General features: G+C 54.0%; 18 protein-coding genes and 1 pseudogene. 14 read left to right on the top strand and 5 right to left on the bottom strand.

From position 1 onward, the window contains the following. The first annotated feature begins 167 nt into the window (after window positions 1–167). On the top strand, window positions 168–815 hold the full coding sequence (locus JQU52_RS01695; RefSeq protein ID WP_230339469.1) for an IS110 family transposase: 648 nt from the start codon (window positions 168–170) through the stop codon (window positions 813–815). 20 nt (window positions 816–835) lie between these two features. Further along, window positions 836–1,170: pseudogene (locus JQU52_RS01690) on the top strand (transposase). Window positions 1,171–1,341: 171 nt separating this feature from the next. Here JQU52_RS01690 and JQU52_RS01685 read toward each other — a convergent pair. The 5 genes from JQU52_RS01685 to JQU52_RS01665 form a co-directional block, all read right to left on the bottom strand. Further along, entirely contained in the window at window positions 1,342–1,722 is a 381-nt protein-coding gene (locus JQU52_RS01685; protein WP_230339468.1) for a VOC family protein, read from the bottom strand. 565 nt (window positions 1,723–2,287) lie between these two features. After that, on the bottom strand, window positions 2,288–3,169 hold the full coding sequence (locus JQU52_RS01680; RefSeq protein WP_230339467.1) for a prephenate dehydrogenase: 882 nt from the start codon (window positions 3,167–3,169) through the stop codon (window positions 2,288–2,290). 4 nt (window positions 3,170–3,173) lie between these two features. After that, entirely contained in the window at window positions 3,174–4,211 is a 1,038-nt protein-coding gene (locus JQU52_RS01675) for a DUF2157 domain-containing protein (RefSeq protein WP_230339466.1), read from the bottom strand. Window positions 4,212–4,645: 434 nt separating this feature from the next. Continuing rightward, a complete protein-coding gene (locus JQU52_RS01670; protein WP_230339465.1) occupies window positions 4,646–5,440 on the bottom strand; it encodes a 3'-5' exonuclease in 795 nt (264 codons plus the stop codon). Window positions 5,441–5,589: 149 nt separating this feature from the next. Next, on the bottom strand, window positions 5,590–6,498 hold the full coding sequence (locus tag JQU52_RS01665) for an alpha/beta hydrolase (protein WP_230339464.1): 909 nt from the start codon (window positions 6,496–6,498) through the stop codon (window positions 5,590–5,592). Window positions 6,499–6,616: 118 nt separating this feature from the next. Between JQU52_RS01665 and JQU52_RS01660 the strand changes: the two genes are divergently transcribed. The 12 genes from JQU52_RS01660 (at window position 6,617) to JQU52_RS01605 (ending at window position 15,122) form a co-directional block, all read left to right on the top strand. Beyond that, window positions 6,617–7,408, top strand: a complete 792-nt coding sequence (locus tag JQU52_RS01660; RefSeq protein ID WP_230339463.1) for a DsbC family protein — start codon at window positions 6,617–6,619, stop codon at window positions 7,406–7,408. 188 nt (window positions 7,409–7,596) lie between these two features. Further along, window positions 7,597–7,860, top strand: coding sequence for an acyl-CoA-binding protein (locus JQU52_RS01655; protein ID WP_230339462.1), 264 nt, complete (start codon window positions 7,597–7,599; stop codon window positions 7,858–7,860). Between the two features lie 71 nt (window positions 7,861–7,931). Further along, entirely contained in the window at window positions 7,932–8,294 is a 363-nt protein-coding gene (locus JQU52_RS01650) for a DUF488 domain-containing protein (RefSeq protein ID WP_230339461.1), read from the top strand. Further along, a complete protein-coding gene (locus tag JQU52_RS01645; RefSeq protein ID WP_230339460.1) occupies window positions 8,291–8,782 on the top strand; it encodes a GNAT family N-acetyltransferase in 492 nt (163 codons plus the stop codon). Before JQU52_RS01650 ends, JQU52_RS01645 begins: the two co-directional genes overlap by 4 nt. Before the next feature lie 80 nt (window positions 8,783–8,862). Next, window positions 8,863–9,321, top strand: coding sequence for a hypothetical protein (locus JQU52_RS01640; RefSeq protein ID WP_230339459.1), 459 nt, complete (start codon window positions 8,863–8,865; stop codon window positions 9,319–9,321). A gap of 80 nt (window positions 9,322–9,401) precedes the next feature. Then, complete coding sequence (locus JQU52_RS01635; protein ID WP_230339458.1) at window positions 9,402–9,545, top strand: class I SAM-dependent methyltransferase; 144 nt, start codon at window positions 9,402–9,404, stop codon at window positions 9,543–9,545. After that, window positions 9,542–10,030 (top strand): pseudaminic acid biosynthesis-associated methylase, encoded by a 489-nt coding sequence (locus JQU52_RS01630; RefSeq protein WP_230339457.1) that lies wholly within the window; start codon window positions 9,542–9,544, stop codon window positions 10,028–10,030. The genes JQU52_RS01635 and JQU52_RS01630 overlap by 4 nt, the downstream gene beginning before the upstream one ends. 308 nt (window positions 10,031–10,338) lie before the next feature. Next, window positions 10,339–11,259, top strand: a complete 921-nt coding sequence (gene pyrB / locus JQU52_RS01625; protein WP_230339456.1) for an aspartate carbamoyltransferase — start codon at window positions 10,339–10,341, stop codon at window positions 11,257–11,259. Window position 11,260: 1 nt separating this feature from the next. Beyond that, window positions 11,261–11,815: a thioesterase family protein gene (locus JQU52_RS01620; protein ID WP_230339455.1), complete on the top strand. Its 555-nt coding sequence runs from the start codon at window positions 11,261–11,263 to the stop codon at window positions 11,813–11,815. Window positions 11,816–11,855: 40 nt separating this feature from the next. Further along, a complete protein-coding gene (gene pyrI, locus JQU52_RS01615) occupies window positions 11,856–12,314 on the top strand; it encodes an aspartate carbamoyltransferase regulatory subunit (protein ID WP_230339454.1) in 459 nt (152 codons plus the stop codon). 9 nt (window positions 12,315–12,323) lie between these two features. Next, on the top strand, window positions 12,324–12,743 hold the full coding sequence (locus tag JQU52_RS01610) for a hypothetical protein (protein ID WP_230339453.1): 420 nt from the start codon (window positions 12,324–12,326) through the stop codon (window positions 12,741–12,743). Window positions 12,744–13,250: 507 nt separating this feature from the next. Further along, window positions 13,251–15,122, top strand: a complete 1,872-nt coding sequence (locus tag JQU52_RS01605) for a monovalent cation:proton antiporter-2 (CPA2) family protein (protein WP_230339452.1) — start codon at window positions 13,251–13,253, stop codon at window positions 15,120–15,122. Window positions 15,123–15,153 lie beyond the last annotated feature (31 nt).

The following is a 15,153-nucleotide window of genomic DNA, read 5'->3' as shown; positions in this document are numbered from 1 at the left end:
TGAGTAAAACGCGTATTATTCCCGCCCCGTATGGCAGCAAACTGTATCCGACCCAAGTGCCCGACACTGAAATGTAGATAACACTGCCATACACCTCATCCTACAATCTGAATGGTATCCAAGTGCGCGGTAGCGCCCGCAAGACACTGCATAAATAAGGATAGATTATGATGAACTTCCAAGTATTGGGCATCGACATCAGCAAAAACAAATTAGATTGTGCTCTTATCCGCGACATTGGCAGCAGTAAAATCAAAACCAAAGCATTGCCAAACCACCTCCAAGGCTTTAACCAACTGACAGAATGGCTGTATAAAAACATCGGTGAAGACTTAAGCCTACTCAAAATTTTCATGGAAGCCACCGGCGTTTACCATGAAGCATTGGCAGAGTACCTGCATAACAAAGGCATCGCCGTTTATCTGCTTAATCCTGCCGACAGTGCCCATTATGCCAAATACGACAGCTTGCACAAAACCGATAAGGCTGATAGCCAGTCACTGGCCAGAGCCGGTATTGACCGCCTCATGCACCACAAAGTACGCCAATGGCAGCCTGCTGCACCCCACATCAAGCGGCTCAACGCACTACTAGCCCGTCTAGATGGGCTGCAAAGCGATCTGCAGCGTGAAGACAACCGCATGGAGAAAGCCGGATTCAGCGCTGTTCCCGAAGCGGTCAGCCAGTCCATCAGCACCATGCAGACCAATTTGAAGCAGCAGATCAGCACCATCACACAGGAAATCGAACAACATATTGACCGGCATCCTGATTTGAAAAAGACCGTGCTTTACTGCGCAGCATACCCGGTGTAGGTGAAGTGGTTTCATTGCGCATGGTTGCGCTCTATCATAGCAAACATTTTACCTCCGCCTCGCAAATGGCTGCCTACTTGGGATTGGTGCCGAAAAACGGGAATCAGGCAAACACAAAGGCAAAGCCATGCTTTCCAAGCGGGGCAGTTCGGTCATACGAGCTAAGTTGTATATGGCTGCGGTGGTTGCAAAAACGTGGAATCCGGATATTAACGCGCATTACCGCAGACTGAAAGCCAGAAACAAAACGGAAATGCAGACCATCGGCGCAGCGATGCGCCGCTTGGTACAGATTTGCTTTGGTGTGTTGAAGCACCAATGCGAATATCAGGCCAAAATAACCATTGCGGCTTGATGCGAGAGATGGTATCTACGCGGATGGTGCTGCTGAACTGCTTTTATTTGGTAAGGTGATTTTTTAGATTGGGTATCAGGCGTATGCAAACGGGGTTTGTATACGCCTGATTGGTTTGTATGGTCGCGCATTTAAATCAACATAACATCGCGGGGGTTGCTTGTATGGCATTTATGGATAACGGCTGATTTCCAGCAAATTGCCATCGGGGTCGCGCAAGTATAGAGATTGGATCGGCCCCATGGCGCCGGTGCGCGACACTATCTCGCTGATGGCGGTAATGCCGTGTGCGCGTAATTCGTTTTGTACTTGTGTCAGCGGGGTCTCGGTGAGCAAACATAAATCCGCGCTGCCAACGGTGGCGTGCTCGGCATGGGGCGCTATTTCGGCGCCGTGCTGGTGCAGATTGATTTTTTGCCGACCAAACAGCAAAGCCTTCCGGCCAGCGCCGAAGGTGATTTCCTGCATGCCCAGCACGCGGGTGTAGAAGCTCAGCGTGCGGGGAATATCGCGCACGGTGAGCACCAAGTGATCAAGGGCGGTGATGTTCATTTCAGGCAGCCTTGGCGGTGAGTGTGGATTATATAATAGTGGAATGAAGAATAAAGTGATACAAGACGCGAAGCCGCAGACAGTACAAGTAGTACGGAACTGAGTTTGTTGGCGCTTTGGCGCCGTACGAAATCGTTCGTTTTGCGCTAAGGCGCAGCAACGCCGTAGCACTTTGTTATGCATTTCACTATAGTGGATTAAATTAAGACAAGGCGGTGCGCCGCAGATGGTGCACACATACGGCAACCCATATCATCAGCTTGACACCACTACAAAGCGGCAAAAAAATGCGCACACCGATTCGGTATGCGCCAAGTCTACAAAGGAGAAATAGAGGAGAAACTGCTAAACCAGTATTGGCTGATTCAACGGTTGCCATTGTGCCGGTTTTTGCACTGCAGCACAAGTGACAGATGAAATTTAATTAGATAAATTATTCCAAATACAATCAGATTTGATTCAAATAGCCATAAAACAGGTTATTTATGTTGCATTTCGAACAAATAAATTCACATTCAAACAGCATAACCATTTTTCAATAAGCTGCCTGAAATTCAATTACAGCTTAGCTTTGCCCTTGCTGCCATTCGTCGCGCACCGCCTTGGCTGCCTGAAAATAATCCCGCAACGCTGCAGCATCTTGTTGTTGCAGGCATTGTTGCAAAAACGCCAATTGCTGTTGTTGTTGTTGCAACAAGTCTTGCAGGCTCTCGCGGTTGGCCAAACAAATATCCGCCCAGATGGCAGGGTGGCTGGCGGCAATGCGGGTGAAATCGCGAAAGCCGCTGCCGGCAAAATGCAGCAATGCTTGGCGCTGGTCTGCGCTGCCGATTTGGTGCACATAAGCATAGGCCATCAGGTGCGGCAAATGGCTTACCGCGGCAAAGATGGCATCGTGTTCGGCTGCGCTCAGGGTGTATAAATCCGCACCGGCGGCCTGCCACAGTGCAGACACGCTATTAAGGCTGCCTGAATCTTGCGCTTCGTGCGGGCATAAAATACATTTTTTGCCTTCAAACAGGCCAAATTGCGCCGCCAGCGCACCGTGGCGGTCGGAGCCGGCAATCGGGTGCGCCGCCACGCACTGCGGGTAATGCTGCGGCAGATATTGGGCAAAGGCCTGCAAGGCCAGCTGCTTGGTGCTGCCCACATCGCTCACAATGGTGTGGGCGGGCAATAGCGGCGCGAGGCTTTGACAAATGGCAGGCAAGGTACCCACCGGTGTGGCAATCAGCACCACATCGGCTGCGGCCAAGGCTGCGGCATGGATGCCGGTATGGGCGCTGTCGATTACCTTGCGCTCCAGCGCGCGTGCCAAGTTATCGGCATCAATATCGATGCCCACCACTTCGGCCACCCGGCCAGCCCGTTTCAAATCCAGCGCCAGCGAGCCGCCAATCAGCCCCACGCCGATTAAAACCAGTTTATTGATGCCCAATTTATTCATGCATTTATTCAAACCTATCCGGCAGCAGCCGCTGCCATGCTGCGGGCAAGGCCTGGCGCAAACGCCGATTCAAACCGGCTTCGTTTTTTTGCCACCACACCCCGGCGGCCACCACCAATAAACCCAACAAAGTAAGGCTGATGGGAAACAGCCAGCTGTCTTTAAAAACCTTGTCGGCCAAATGCCCCACATACACCGCCACGCCGATGGCGCCAAACACCACCAACACCCGCCGCACCAGCAAAGCCCCTGCGCCAATCAGGCCGAGGTTAATCAAGCAGTAAATAAATTTACCCAACTCATTGTCGGAATCCATGGCGGTAAGCCCGCCCCAAAAAGTAAGTGTGCCGAATACATACAGCCAAAAGGCATAATCGCGCCCGCTGCGGCGGCTGCTAATGTCTACCCACAAGGCCAGCGCCAACATGGCCACACCAAACAATACCGACACCGTTTTGCGCAGTTGCCAATCGTAGTCACCACCGGCCAGCCAAGTGGTGGTGTCCATCGACAAATACCACAATGTAAACGCCACCGGCAGCAGCAAAAACGGGTAGCGGTGGCGGTAAAGCATCACCGCGGCCACCAGCAGCGTGGCCAGCTCCATATACAGCCAGTGCCATTCTATCCAACGGTGGTAATCGCGGTATTGGTAGTCATCCGGCGGCCACACCCCTAAGCCTTGTTGCAGCCCATACACCGCCAAGGGCGTGAGCGCCACCACAAATACGGCGCAAATACCGGCCGGAATGGGCAGATTTTTGGCGGCAAAATAGCGTAACAGCCACAGCCCGGCGGCGGCATACAGCAGGCACAAGGCCACAATGCCCCAGCCGCCAAAACGCTCCCAACCCAAATTCATAAACAGCGTCATCGCGCCGATGGCCAATAGGCCGCCGAGGTAATACAGAATATGGGTAAAGTCGAAACGCGGCACGCCATGCTGCCGGCTTTGCCACAGCGCCCACAAGTCTTCGGCCTGCTCGGGGCTGATAATGCCTTTGGCTACGCCTTCTTGCAGTTGTTGGCGATTGATGTTCATGGTTGGCTCCGTTGGGGTTGATGGCAACGAAGGTTTGCGCCATCTCGTGCTGCAACCGATGGTAAAGGCGTTCGGTTGCCATATTGGACACCTAGGGTTCGGCAGCCTTTAGTTGCAATTGGAAATGCATTCCATTTATGTGTTTCAGGCAGCCTAAGCAAATAATGACACTTGATACGGTGCGTAACTTCAGTTGATTTAAGTTAAGGCTGCCTGAAATGTAAAACCGCCGCTGCCAAATTTGGATTCAACCATTCATTTTGTTTTTGTTTCAGGCAGCCTCAACAGCGATTTAGGCTGGGTTAGGCCACATACCGTAACCCAACAAAACCTATGTTTTTTCGGCCACTTTGCATAAAACCGAAAAACATTGGGCACGGCCTGCGGCCTAAGCCAAACTATCCTCTGTTCCCTGATACCCGACACCTGAAAACTCAGCGCCCCCAAGCCGCCATAAATTCCTGCCAGTGGGTATGCGGCTGTTGCTGCAAGTATTGTTTCAAACGGCGGATTTCCTGCTCGTATTCGTCGCCATCCAAAAAGCCGCGCATCATGTCGAAGCGCAGATACATTAAATAGGTGTTGGCGGCATCGGTTTCGCAATAATCGCGGATGGCATCCAGCTCACCGCGTTGGTAGGCCGCCCATACTTGGCTGCCGTCCATGCCCAGCTTGCCGGGAAAGCCGCACAGTTTGGCCATGTCGTCTAAAGGCACGTTGGCACGCGGTTGATAGAGCGCCAGCAAGTCCATCAAATCGCAATGGCGGGCGTGGTAGCGGCTGATGTAGTTGTTCCATTTGAAGTCGCGGCTGTCGCCGAAATCGCCCTCGCCCATGTCCCAATAGCGCGCGGCGCTGATGCCGTGAATCAGGCCGCGGTAGTGCAGCACCGGCAAATCAAAGCCGCCGCCGTTCCAGCTCACCAGCTGTGGGGTGTGGCTTTCAATCAGCTCGAAAAATTTGGCAATTAAGGTTTCTTCGGTGTCTTTGGCTTCGCCGATGGTACCGATATGGATTTTGTCGGCACCCCAGCGCATACAGCAGGAGATGGCCACCACTTGTTGCAGATGCAGCTGCATAAAGTCGCTGCCGCCGCTTTGGGCGCGGCGTTTTTGTTGGGCAAACGCCACCACGTCGGCATCGGCTACGTCGTCGGGCAGCCGGTGCAGTGTGCGGATGCCGGCCACGTCGGGGATGGTTTCGATGTCAAAAGCCAGTATCGGGGTCATGGCAGCGCCTTGGCAAAAGTGGGAATAGCAAGGCATTGTGGCATGAAGCGCAGCACACTTCAATTACACCAATCCTAAAAAATAACCTAACTGCATTGGCTCGCCTTGCCGTACCGGGCGTACTGTCTGCGGCTCACCGCCTTGTTATCTTATTTTTTAGAATGGGTATTGCCCACTGATTCCCCAAACACGGCCAATGCCGCCGCCACGGCCTGTGGTGCTTCCCAATGCAACATATGGCCGCTTTGGGCAATGGTGGTTTTGGGCGGCCGCCCCAAGGCGGCATGGCGCTCATCCAGGGTGGCGGCGATGTGTTGCAAATAGCGGTTGTGCGGCAACAGCCCGCCCTCCACCCACAGCAACGGAGCGCGGATGTGTTGCCACAAAGCGTAGGCCACGCTTAAGCGGTAGGGCATGGGCTGGGGGATTTTGTGCTTGATGTCGGCCTTATAAATCAGGCAGCCTGAAGCGGTTTGGCGGGTAAGGGCGGCAGCCACAAACTGCGCTTGGGCTTCATCCAGCAGCGGGTTGCGCTGGCACAATTTGGCCGCCACTGCCGCCTCGGTGCCCAGATTATGCCATTGCTGCGGCTGTTGCAGCGCCTCTATAAAACGGCGGCTGCGCGCGGCGGCATCGTGGATATCGCCATCTTCAATACCAAAGCCTTCCAGCAAAGCCAAGCCGCGCACCCGCTCCGGGAAAGCGCCGGCATAGTGCGCCGCCAACATGCCGCCCATGCTGTGCCCCACCATATAAATCGGCGCGTGCGGGCTGATGATGTCCACCCATGCCGCCAAATCCGCCAGCATCAAGGCACGATCGTAATAGCCGCCGATCTGGTGTGCCGACAGCCCGCAGCCGCGCCAGTCGGGCGCATAAATATCCCAATCGCCACCCAAGGCATCGGCCACAAACTGGAAGCTGACGGCGCAATCCATCCAGCCGTGCAACAGCAGCAACTTGGGCTTATCCGCTGCCGCCCAATGGCACAAATGCAGGCGCAAGCCGTTGATATCGTGGTATGCCGAATGAGGGATGTGCTGAGGCGAATAAGTCAATTTGTTGTCCTTAATGTTATTTAAACCGAGCAGCCCCTTTTGCTGTACGGCCGTATCGGCGATAATGCGAGGCTGCCTGAAGCCTAACTGATACCAAACAAATCCGAGAAAGCATGTTATGACAAAAAACCTGATTTGGAAAACCTTGGCGCCGTTGATGCTGCTGCCGCTGATGGCTTGCGGCCAAACCCCCGCCAGCAACAGCAGCGCCACCACCAAAGCCGTTCCGGTAGAAGGCGATGTGGCCAAAAGCCTGACCCAAAAGCTGGAAAAAGCCTATGAGAAGCAACAGCTCAAAGTAATCAGTGTGCAAGGCACGCCGATTAAAGGCATTTATGAAGTGTTGGTGAGTGGTAACCAAATCGTGTATGTCGACAGCGACGCCAACTATATGCTGGTGGGCGATTTGCTCAACATCAACAGCCGCGAAAACATCACCGAAGCGCGCATGGCCGATCTTAACCGCATCGACTTTGCCGCCCTGCCGCTAGACAAGGCGATTAAAGAAGTGCGCGGCAACGGCAAACGCCAAGTGGCGGTGTTTTCCGACCCCGACTGCCCGTATTGCAAGCGCTTGGAAGTGGAGTTCGCCCAGATGACCGACATCACCATCTACAACTTTATGATGCCGATTCCCAGCCTGCACCCGCGCGCGCAAAACAAAGCCGAACAAATCTGGTGCCAGCCCGACCGCACCACCGCTTGGACCGCCTGGATGCGCGAAGGCAAAAACCCGCCGCCGGTAGCGGCTTGCGCCAACCCCGTGGCCGAAACCATGGCGCTGGGACAACAACACGGCTTTAACGGCACCCCCACCATGGTAATGCCCAACGGCAAAGTGATTTCCGGCTATTTGCGCCAGCCTGAGCTCACACAAGCACTGGATGAAAACCAAACCGCGGGCAAATAAGCTGATTCCCACATACCCAGCCCACCGCAATCCAGCTTTCAGGCAGCCTTATGTAGTAATCAAGGCTGCCTGAAAACATTGGAGTGATTGCTTTATTTTTTTCATGGGTTTCCGGCCGCGCTTATGTTAAAACACTTGTTTGAAACCGCAGCCGTTTTGCTATCCACCATCAACCAAAGGAGCCAACCATGAGCGATTTAAAACAACAATTTGCCCAAGCACAAACCGACGTTACCAGTCTGGCCGAGCGCCCGGACAACGCCACCTTGCTGAAACTGTATGCCTTTTACAAACAAGCCACCGATGGCGATGTGGGCGGTGACAAACCCGGCATGTTCGACCTGGTGGCCAAGAAAAAATACGAAGCTTGGGAAAAAATCAAAGGCTTAAGCGCCGACGATGCCATGAAAGGCTATATCGCCGAAGTAGAGCGCTTGCTGAACGAAGACTAAACACCACGCCGCCCACCTCCGGGCGGTGTTTTTGTTTGCGTATATTCCCCTAATCAAACACAGCCACGCCCATGTATACCCTCATCCGCGTTTACGATTACCAAGTCGGCGCCATCCCCGCCGTATTGGCCGACCGCCTGTGGCCACGCGGCATCAGCAAGGCACGGCTGGCACAAGTGCTGTGGGCTAAAGACGTTACCCCTTCCACCGCTTTGCGCCAATGGCTGCATACCAATCCGGCAGCACACTACACCGAATTTTGCCAACGCTACCGCGCCGAACTGGCACAAGCCCCGCATCAGGCAGCCTTAAATCAACTGCGCCGGCTGCACGCGCAGCATTGCGGCCTGATTTTGCTCAGCGCCGCCAAAGACCTGCAACACAGCCATTTGCCGGTATTGGCTGCCGTGCTGGCCAATACCACGCCCACATGAACCTATTATTGCGCCCGGCAAGCGCCGCCGATGCCGCTGCACTGGCGCACATCTACAGCGCCGCCGTACACCACATCAGCCCCGCCTTGTTTAGCGCCGCACAAAAAGCAGCTTGGCTGCAAGGTGGTGCCGACACGGCGGCGTTTTGGGCACAGCGCATTCCCCGCACCCGGCCAATGGTGGCCGAGCGGCACGGCGAAGTGGCCGGGTTTATCGAATACCTGCCCGCAGAAGCCTATATCGACTGCCTTTATGTGCATCCGACACACCAAGGCCAAGGCGTGGGCAGCGCTTTATTAAGCCATGTATTAAGTTTGGCACAAACACAAGCGTCAAACCCGCTTTGCGCCGATGCCGCCATCACCGCCCTGCCACTGTTTTTGCGCCACGGCTTTACCCTGCTGCATGAAAACCGCATTCGGCGGCACGGCGAAATACTGGTGAATTACCGGGTGCAAAAAGCATGGCGGCCGGCAAAGCCAAGCTGAGCGCAACTGTTTCAGGCAGCCTGTTTGTGCCATAATGGCACGCGTTTCCGCCCTTTTTTCTATCCACACCGGAGGTAACCATGCAGGCCATCAACAAAATCTTGTTCACCGCCATTTTGGCTTTGCCGCTACTGGCATCGGCACAAGGGCTGAAATTGCAGAAATCGGCCGATGACGCCGATTACTACGACGGCCAGATTACCGTGCGCGGCCAATACACCCGCAACCTCAATGATGAAATTTTGGGTGATGCCGTCTGCTTTAATGTCGACGATGCCGATGCCGCACTGATTCCGCGCCGGGGCGGTGATGCACGTTCGGCATGGTTTTGTTTTAGCAACCAAGATACCGCCGTAAATACCTTCAAACTGGGCAATAAGCCGCCGCGCGGTTATTGTGGCCACCAAGGCCGTGCCACCGTTACCGTAAACCAATATGTGGTTTATGCAGGAGAAAGCGAAGGCACCGACGTTGCTAAGCTGGTATCCGCCCGCGGCATTAGCAAAGCACAGCCGGTGCGCTGCTATCAGGGTGAATAACTGAAGTTAAACAGAGATGAAAGCGCAGCCACTGGTGAATGATCTTGATGAATTCTATCGCCAAATAAAGGAATTTTGGAATGTATCATACGGAGCAAGAGCATTTTTGGGCGGGTGAGTTTGGCAATTTATACGTTGAGCGTAATCAGGGTGAGCAAATGCTGGCATCGAATTTAACCCTGTTTAGCCAAGCGTTACGCCATATTGAACCCATTGCGATATGATTGAATTCGGTGCTAATCGGGGCATGAATCTCCAGGCGCTGCAGCTATTAATGCCCTCAACCAAACAAAATGCCATTGAAATTAATGATACAGCTGTTGCCGAGCTGCAAAAAATCATCCCTCTTGAGCACATTTTTCATCAGTCTATTTTGGCATGGTCATCACCACAACAATGGGATTTAACCCTGATTAAAGGCGTTCTGATTCATATTAATCCAGACGAGCTGGCAAATGTATATCAAAAGCTGGTTGGCAGTTGCAAAAAATACTTATTATTAGTGGAGTATTACAACCCTAGCCCAATGATGGTGAGCTACCGGGGGCATAGCGAACGTTTGTACAAACGTGATTTTGCCGGGGAAATTATGGCCAGCTACCCGCAAATGAAACTGATTAATTACGGTTTTATGTACAAAGGGGATAAAAATTTCCCCCAAGATGATTTAACCTATTTTTTGCTTGAAAAAAACCCATCCACGCAATAAACATTTTTATTCGCGCCATACACCACTGAACACTTTATGCATTGCATGGATTTAAAACCCTATTTATCAATCATAAGCTCATAAGCTTAGGGGTACAGTGCGCGTTTTATCCGCAGGGCATTCGACAAACTTTCTGATGCCGCAAGATTTGATGCTTGCATTGCTGGCCAGAAAAGGTTTGGCAAACTTTGCAAATCTTTGGCTCGTAAGCGCAGGCTTGGTATCAATAAAACCACACCGCACCACAGCCGTTTTGCTGTCCGCACCCACGGGCTTTTTTACGCCCACATCCGTAAAAGGTTTACCGTATGGCCAACTTGCTCTACCAACAACACCTGATTTCCATCAACGACCTCAGCACTGCCCAGCTCGAGCTGCTGCTGCACACCGCGCTGAAGCTCAAGCACACGCCGCAGCCGGATTTGCTGGCGGGCAAGCTGATTGGCTCCTGCTTTTTTGAGCCGTCTACCCGTACACGGCTGTCGTTTGAAACCGCCGTACAGCGGCTGGGTGGTAAGGTTATCGGCTTTGCCGACGGCGCCAACACCAGCGCCAAAAAAGGCGAAACCCTGGCCGACACTGCCCGCATCATCAGCAGCTACACCGATGCCATTGTGATGCGCCACCCCAAAGATGGCGCCGCGCGCGTGTTGAGCGAATTTTCCGCCGTGCCGGTGATTAACGCGGGCGACGGCACCAACCAACACCCATCGCAAACCCTGCTCGATTTACTCACCATTTTCGAAACCCAAGGCCGCTTGGATAAGCTGAAAGTGGCGCTGGTGGGCGACTTAAAATACGGCCGCACCGTGCATTCACTGGCACAAGCCTTAAGCCGCTGGGGTTGCGAATTTGCCTTTGTGTCGCCGCCAAGCTTAGCCATGCCCGACTACATCGGCGAGCAGCTCGACGATGGCGGCATCCGCCACCAAAAATGCGACACTTTAGAAGAAGCGCTGGCCTGGGCCGACATCGTTTACATGACCCGCGTGCAACGCGAGCGCTTCGACGAGCAAGAGTTTGCCAAAATTCAAGGCCGTTTCAATTTGCACGCCGATATGTTGGCAGGCGCACGCAGCAATATGCGCATCCTGCACCCGCTGCCACGGGTAGACGAAATCCACCCCGATGTCGACGCCACCGCCCATGCCCATTATTTCGAGCAGGCCACCAATGGCGTGTTTGCGCGGCAGGCGATTTTATCGCTGATTTTGAACGAGGAAGTCTAAAATGGGCTTAGCGATTTTAAAACTGTGGCTGTGGCTCGCGAGCTTTAGCAAACCGCGCATCACCGATTTGGCCGCGCCCTTGCAGCACCGCTTTTTTGTGTGGCCGCTGGATTTGGATGAAAATCTGCACATGAACAACAGCCGCTACCTGAATTATATGGAGCTGGCGCGTTGGGATTTGAACATCCGCTCCGGCTTTTTGAAATACGCCCTCAAGCACAAAATCATGGCGCCGGTACTCAACACTGCCATTGTTTACCGCCGCTCGCTCGGCCCCTTGCAAACCTTTTGCGTCGATACCCAATTGGTGCACCGGCAAGGCAACAGCCTGTTTATCGAGCACAGCATCAGCCGTCAAGGCCGGCTCTACGCGATTGCGATTATGGAGGTGCGGGTGGTGCAGCAGGGCAATACCTTAGCACTGGACGATATTTTGGCCGCCACCGGCCTGCAATTCGCCCCCACAGAAGCGGCCGACGAAACCTTATTGGCCGACAATAGCGCGCTGATGAAACAGCTGTTGCAGCGCGGCGAAAACCGCTTTCAGGCAGCCTAAAAGGCTGCCTGAACAAACCCAACCCAGAAACGGAATTTCCATGCCCAATCAAAAAATGAGCGTCGAAGCGATTAAAGACGGCACCGTTATCGACCACATTCCCGCCGGCCAAGGCTTGGCCATTTTGCGCCAATTTAAACTGTTGCACTACGGCAGCGCCGTTACCGTGGGCTTTAACCTGCCCAGCAAAAGCGCAGGCAGCAAAGACATCATCAAAATTGCCAATGTGCATCTAGACGATGCCGCCGCCAACCGCTTGGCCTTATTTGCGCCTAATGCCACGGTTAACGTGATTGCCGACTTTGCCGTGGTGGCCAAAAAAGCGCTCACCCTGCCTGACACCATCAGCGAAGTATTCCGCTGCCCCAACCCCCAATGCGCCAGCCACGGCGAGCCGGTGGCCAGCCGCTTTTACGTGCGCGAAAAACACGGCAGCACCCGGCTGAAATGCCATTACTGCGAAAAAACCTACGCCCGCGAAACCGTGGCCGAAGCCTGAGCGCGTGCGATGAGCTTGATTACCCTGATTATTGCCGGCTTAATCTTGGCCGCCTTGCTGGTATTGTGCTGGGTGCTGCCGCACCCGATTACTTGGCTGATGGCCGCGGTAATGGCGGCGCTGTTTTTTCTGGTGCTGTTGCCCAAATACCAAGGCGAGCAGCAAGCGCTGGCGCATGGCCAAACCGTAGCCGCGGCGGTGGCCGAAGTGCGCCACTGGCAGCGCAAAGTGGGCGACGGCAACTACGAAGACAACTACGAAATCATTGCTCTGTGGCCGAATCCGCACAACGGCCAGATGGTGCGCTTTGTCAGCCCGCCCTTGCGCCAAAACCCGCAAGCGCATTTGCCCGCCGCCGTCAATGTTACCGTGGATACCGACAACCCGAAAAATTACGTGATGGATTTGTCGTTCTTGCCCAAAATATAGCCCAAAAACGCAATAATCTTATGGCGTTGGCTTGTCTGAGCGCCAAGCAAACAATTGTGTACGGCGCGGTTGTGAATGGGTGCTGTTTTTAGCTCACAGCCAAGTATGCTCTATTTTACTTAGGTGAGCGTTTTGGTGAAGGCATGTGGTGTAAATGTTCTTTTTTGCACTAAACGAAATAAAATTGTTAAAAAAATATTAAATTTAGAACATATTCTTGACTGTTTATTTTCGTTTTTGTATTATTCACTTCGTTGGGTGGCTTCGGCCATTTAACAGTTTCTCCTCTATTTCTCCTTTGTAGACTTGGCGCATACCGAATCGGTGTGCGCATTTTTTTGCCCATCGCTCAGGTGTAGCTTCAAATACAAAAACACCGTATCCCCGCCATTCGCAATATTTGCTACAACAATTTCACTGCCAAGGCTTGCCTTGTCGTATTATCTGGCGCAAATTCGCGCATGAACCGCCGCATTGTATTGCTGGTTATCCCAGCCAATGGCGGGCATGTTATGGCGTAACTTAATTCTGGTGATTGGAGCATATATGGCGGCGGAAAATGCAAGCCAACTGGTGGGCGTTGTGACTTTGCTGGCGGCGGCGGTGGTGGCGGTGCCTTTATTCAAGCGCATCGGCTTGGGATCGGTGCTTGGCTATTTGGCGGCGGGGCTGGCAATCGGCCCGTTTGGGCTGAAGCTGTTTAACGACCCCAATGCCATCATCCATGTGGCCGAATTGGGGGTGGTGATGTTTTTGTTTATCATCGGCCTGGAAATGAAGCCGTCGCATTTGTGGGCGTTGCGCCGCCAGATTTTCGGCTTGGGCAGCATGCAGGTGGTGTTGGCGGCCGCTGCGCTCACGGTGGTGGGCATTGCGTTTGGTTTTCCGTGGCAAGTGGCGTTTGTGTGCGCCGCCGGCTTTGTGCTGACCTCCACGGCGATTGTGATGCAGGTTTTGGGCGAGCGCAACGAATTGAATAGCCCGGGCGGGCAGCAAATAGTGTCGATTTTGCTGTTTGAAGACTTGCTGATTGTGCCCTTGTTGGCGATTGTGGCCTTTTTGGCACCCACCACGGCTGAGTCGGTGGTGGTCACCAAGCCTTTGTGGCAAAGCCTGGGCATCGCTTTGCTGGCAGTGGCGGCGTTGGTGGCGGCCGGGCGCTGGTTGCTCAACCCCTTGTTTCAGGTGCTGGCCAAATCCAAGGCGCGCGAAGTGATGACGGCGGCGGCTTTGCTGGTGGTGTTGGGCGCGGCCTTATTGATGGAAGCGGGTGGTTTGTCGATGGCGATGGGCGCGTTTATTGCCGGGGTGTTGTTGTCGGAATCGGCTTTTCGCCACCAGCTGGAAGCCGATATCGAGCCTTTTCGCGGCCTGTTGCTGGGGCTGTTTTTCTTAGGCGTGGGCATGTCGCTGGATTTGAATGTGGTTGCCCGCAACTGGGGCTTGATTGTGGCCGGGGTGTTGGCGCTGATGGCGGCCAAGGCGGTGGTGATTTTTGTGGTGGCGCGCTTGGCCAAAAGCAGCCGCCAGCAAGCAGCGCAGCGGGCGGTGATGATGGCGCAGGGCGGTGAATTTGCTTTTGTGCTGTTTGCCGCGGCGGCCAGCCAAGGGGTCATTAATGCCACGGTGCATGCCAATATGACGGCGATAGTGGTGTTGTCGATGGTGCTCACGCCGATGATGCTGATTGTGTATGGCCAATGGATTGAGCCGCGCTTGGCCGATGTTTCAGGCAGCCTGCCGGATGAAGAAATTCACGAACAGCAAGCGGTGATGATTATCGGCATGGGGCGCTTCGGGCAGATTGTGTCGGATCTATTGCGCATGTGCGGCCATGCGCTCACCATCATCGACCGCGATCCGGCCACGGTGGCGGGCATGAATCAATATGGGGTGAAAACCTATTTCGGCGATGCCGCGCGCCCGGAGTTGCTGCTTACCGCCGGGCTGGAAAAAGCGCGTTTGTTGGTGGTGGCGATTGATCAGCCCGAAGAGGCTTTGCACATTATTGAGTTTGCCCGCAAAGTAAACCCCGGCATCAAAATCATCGCCCGTGCCTACGACCGCATTCATACCTTTAAAGTGCACCATGCCGGCGCCGACGATGCCATCCGCGAAACCTTCGATGCCGCCGTGCGTACCGGCAAGCGTTCGCTCGAAGCATTGGGGATGCCCAAAACCAAGGCCGAAGAAATTGGCGATCTGTTTTTCTGCCTCGACCGCAACAGCGTGGCCGCCATGGCCAAAGTGTACCAGCCGGGCATGGCGCGATTTGACAACAAAGAAATGATGCGTGTGGCCCATCTGGAAGACACCAAGGCCGAAACCGCCATTCAGGCAGCTTTGCGCGGCGAGGTGGTGGCGTGGCCGGAAAAATAAATCATTAGCCAAATCTCATTGCCGCGATGAT

Origin of the sequence: Paralysiella testudinis, from assembly GCF_016894345.1 — a bacterium.
Classification (GTDB): domain Bacteria; phylum Pseudomonadota; class Gammaproteobacteria; order Burkholderiales; family Neisseriaceae; genus Paralysiella; species Paralysiella testudinis.
This window is presented reverse-complemented; position numbering and strand designations above follow the sequence as displayed.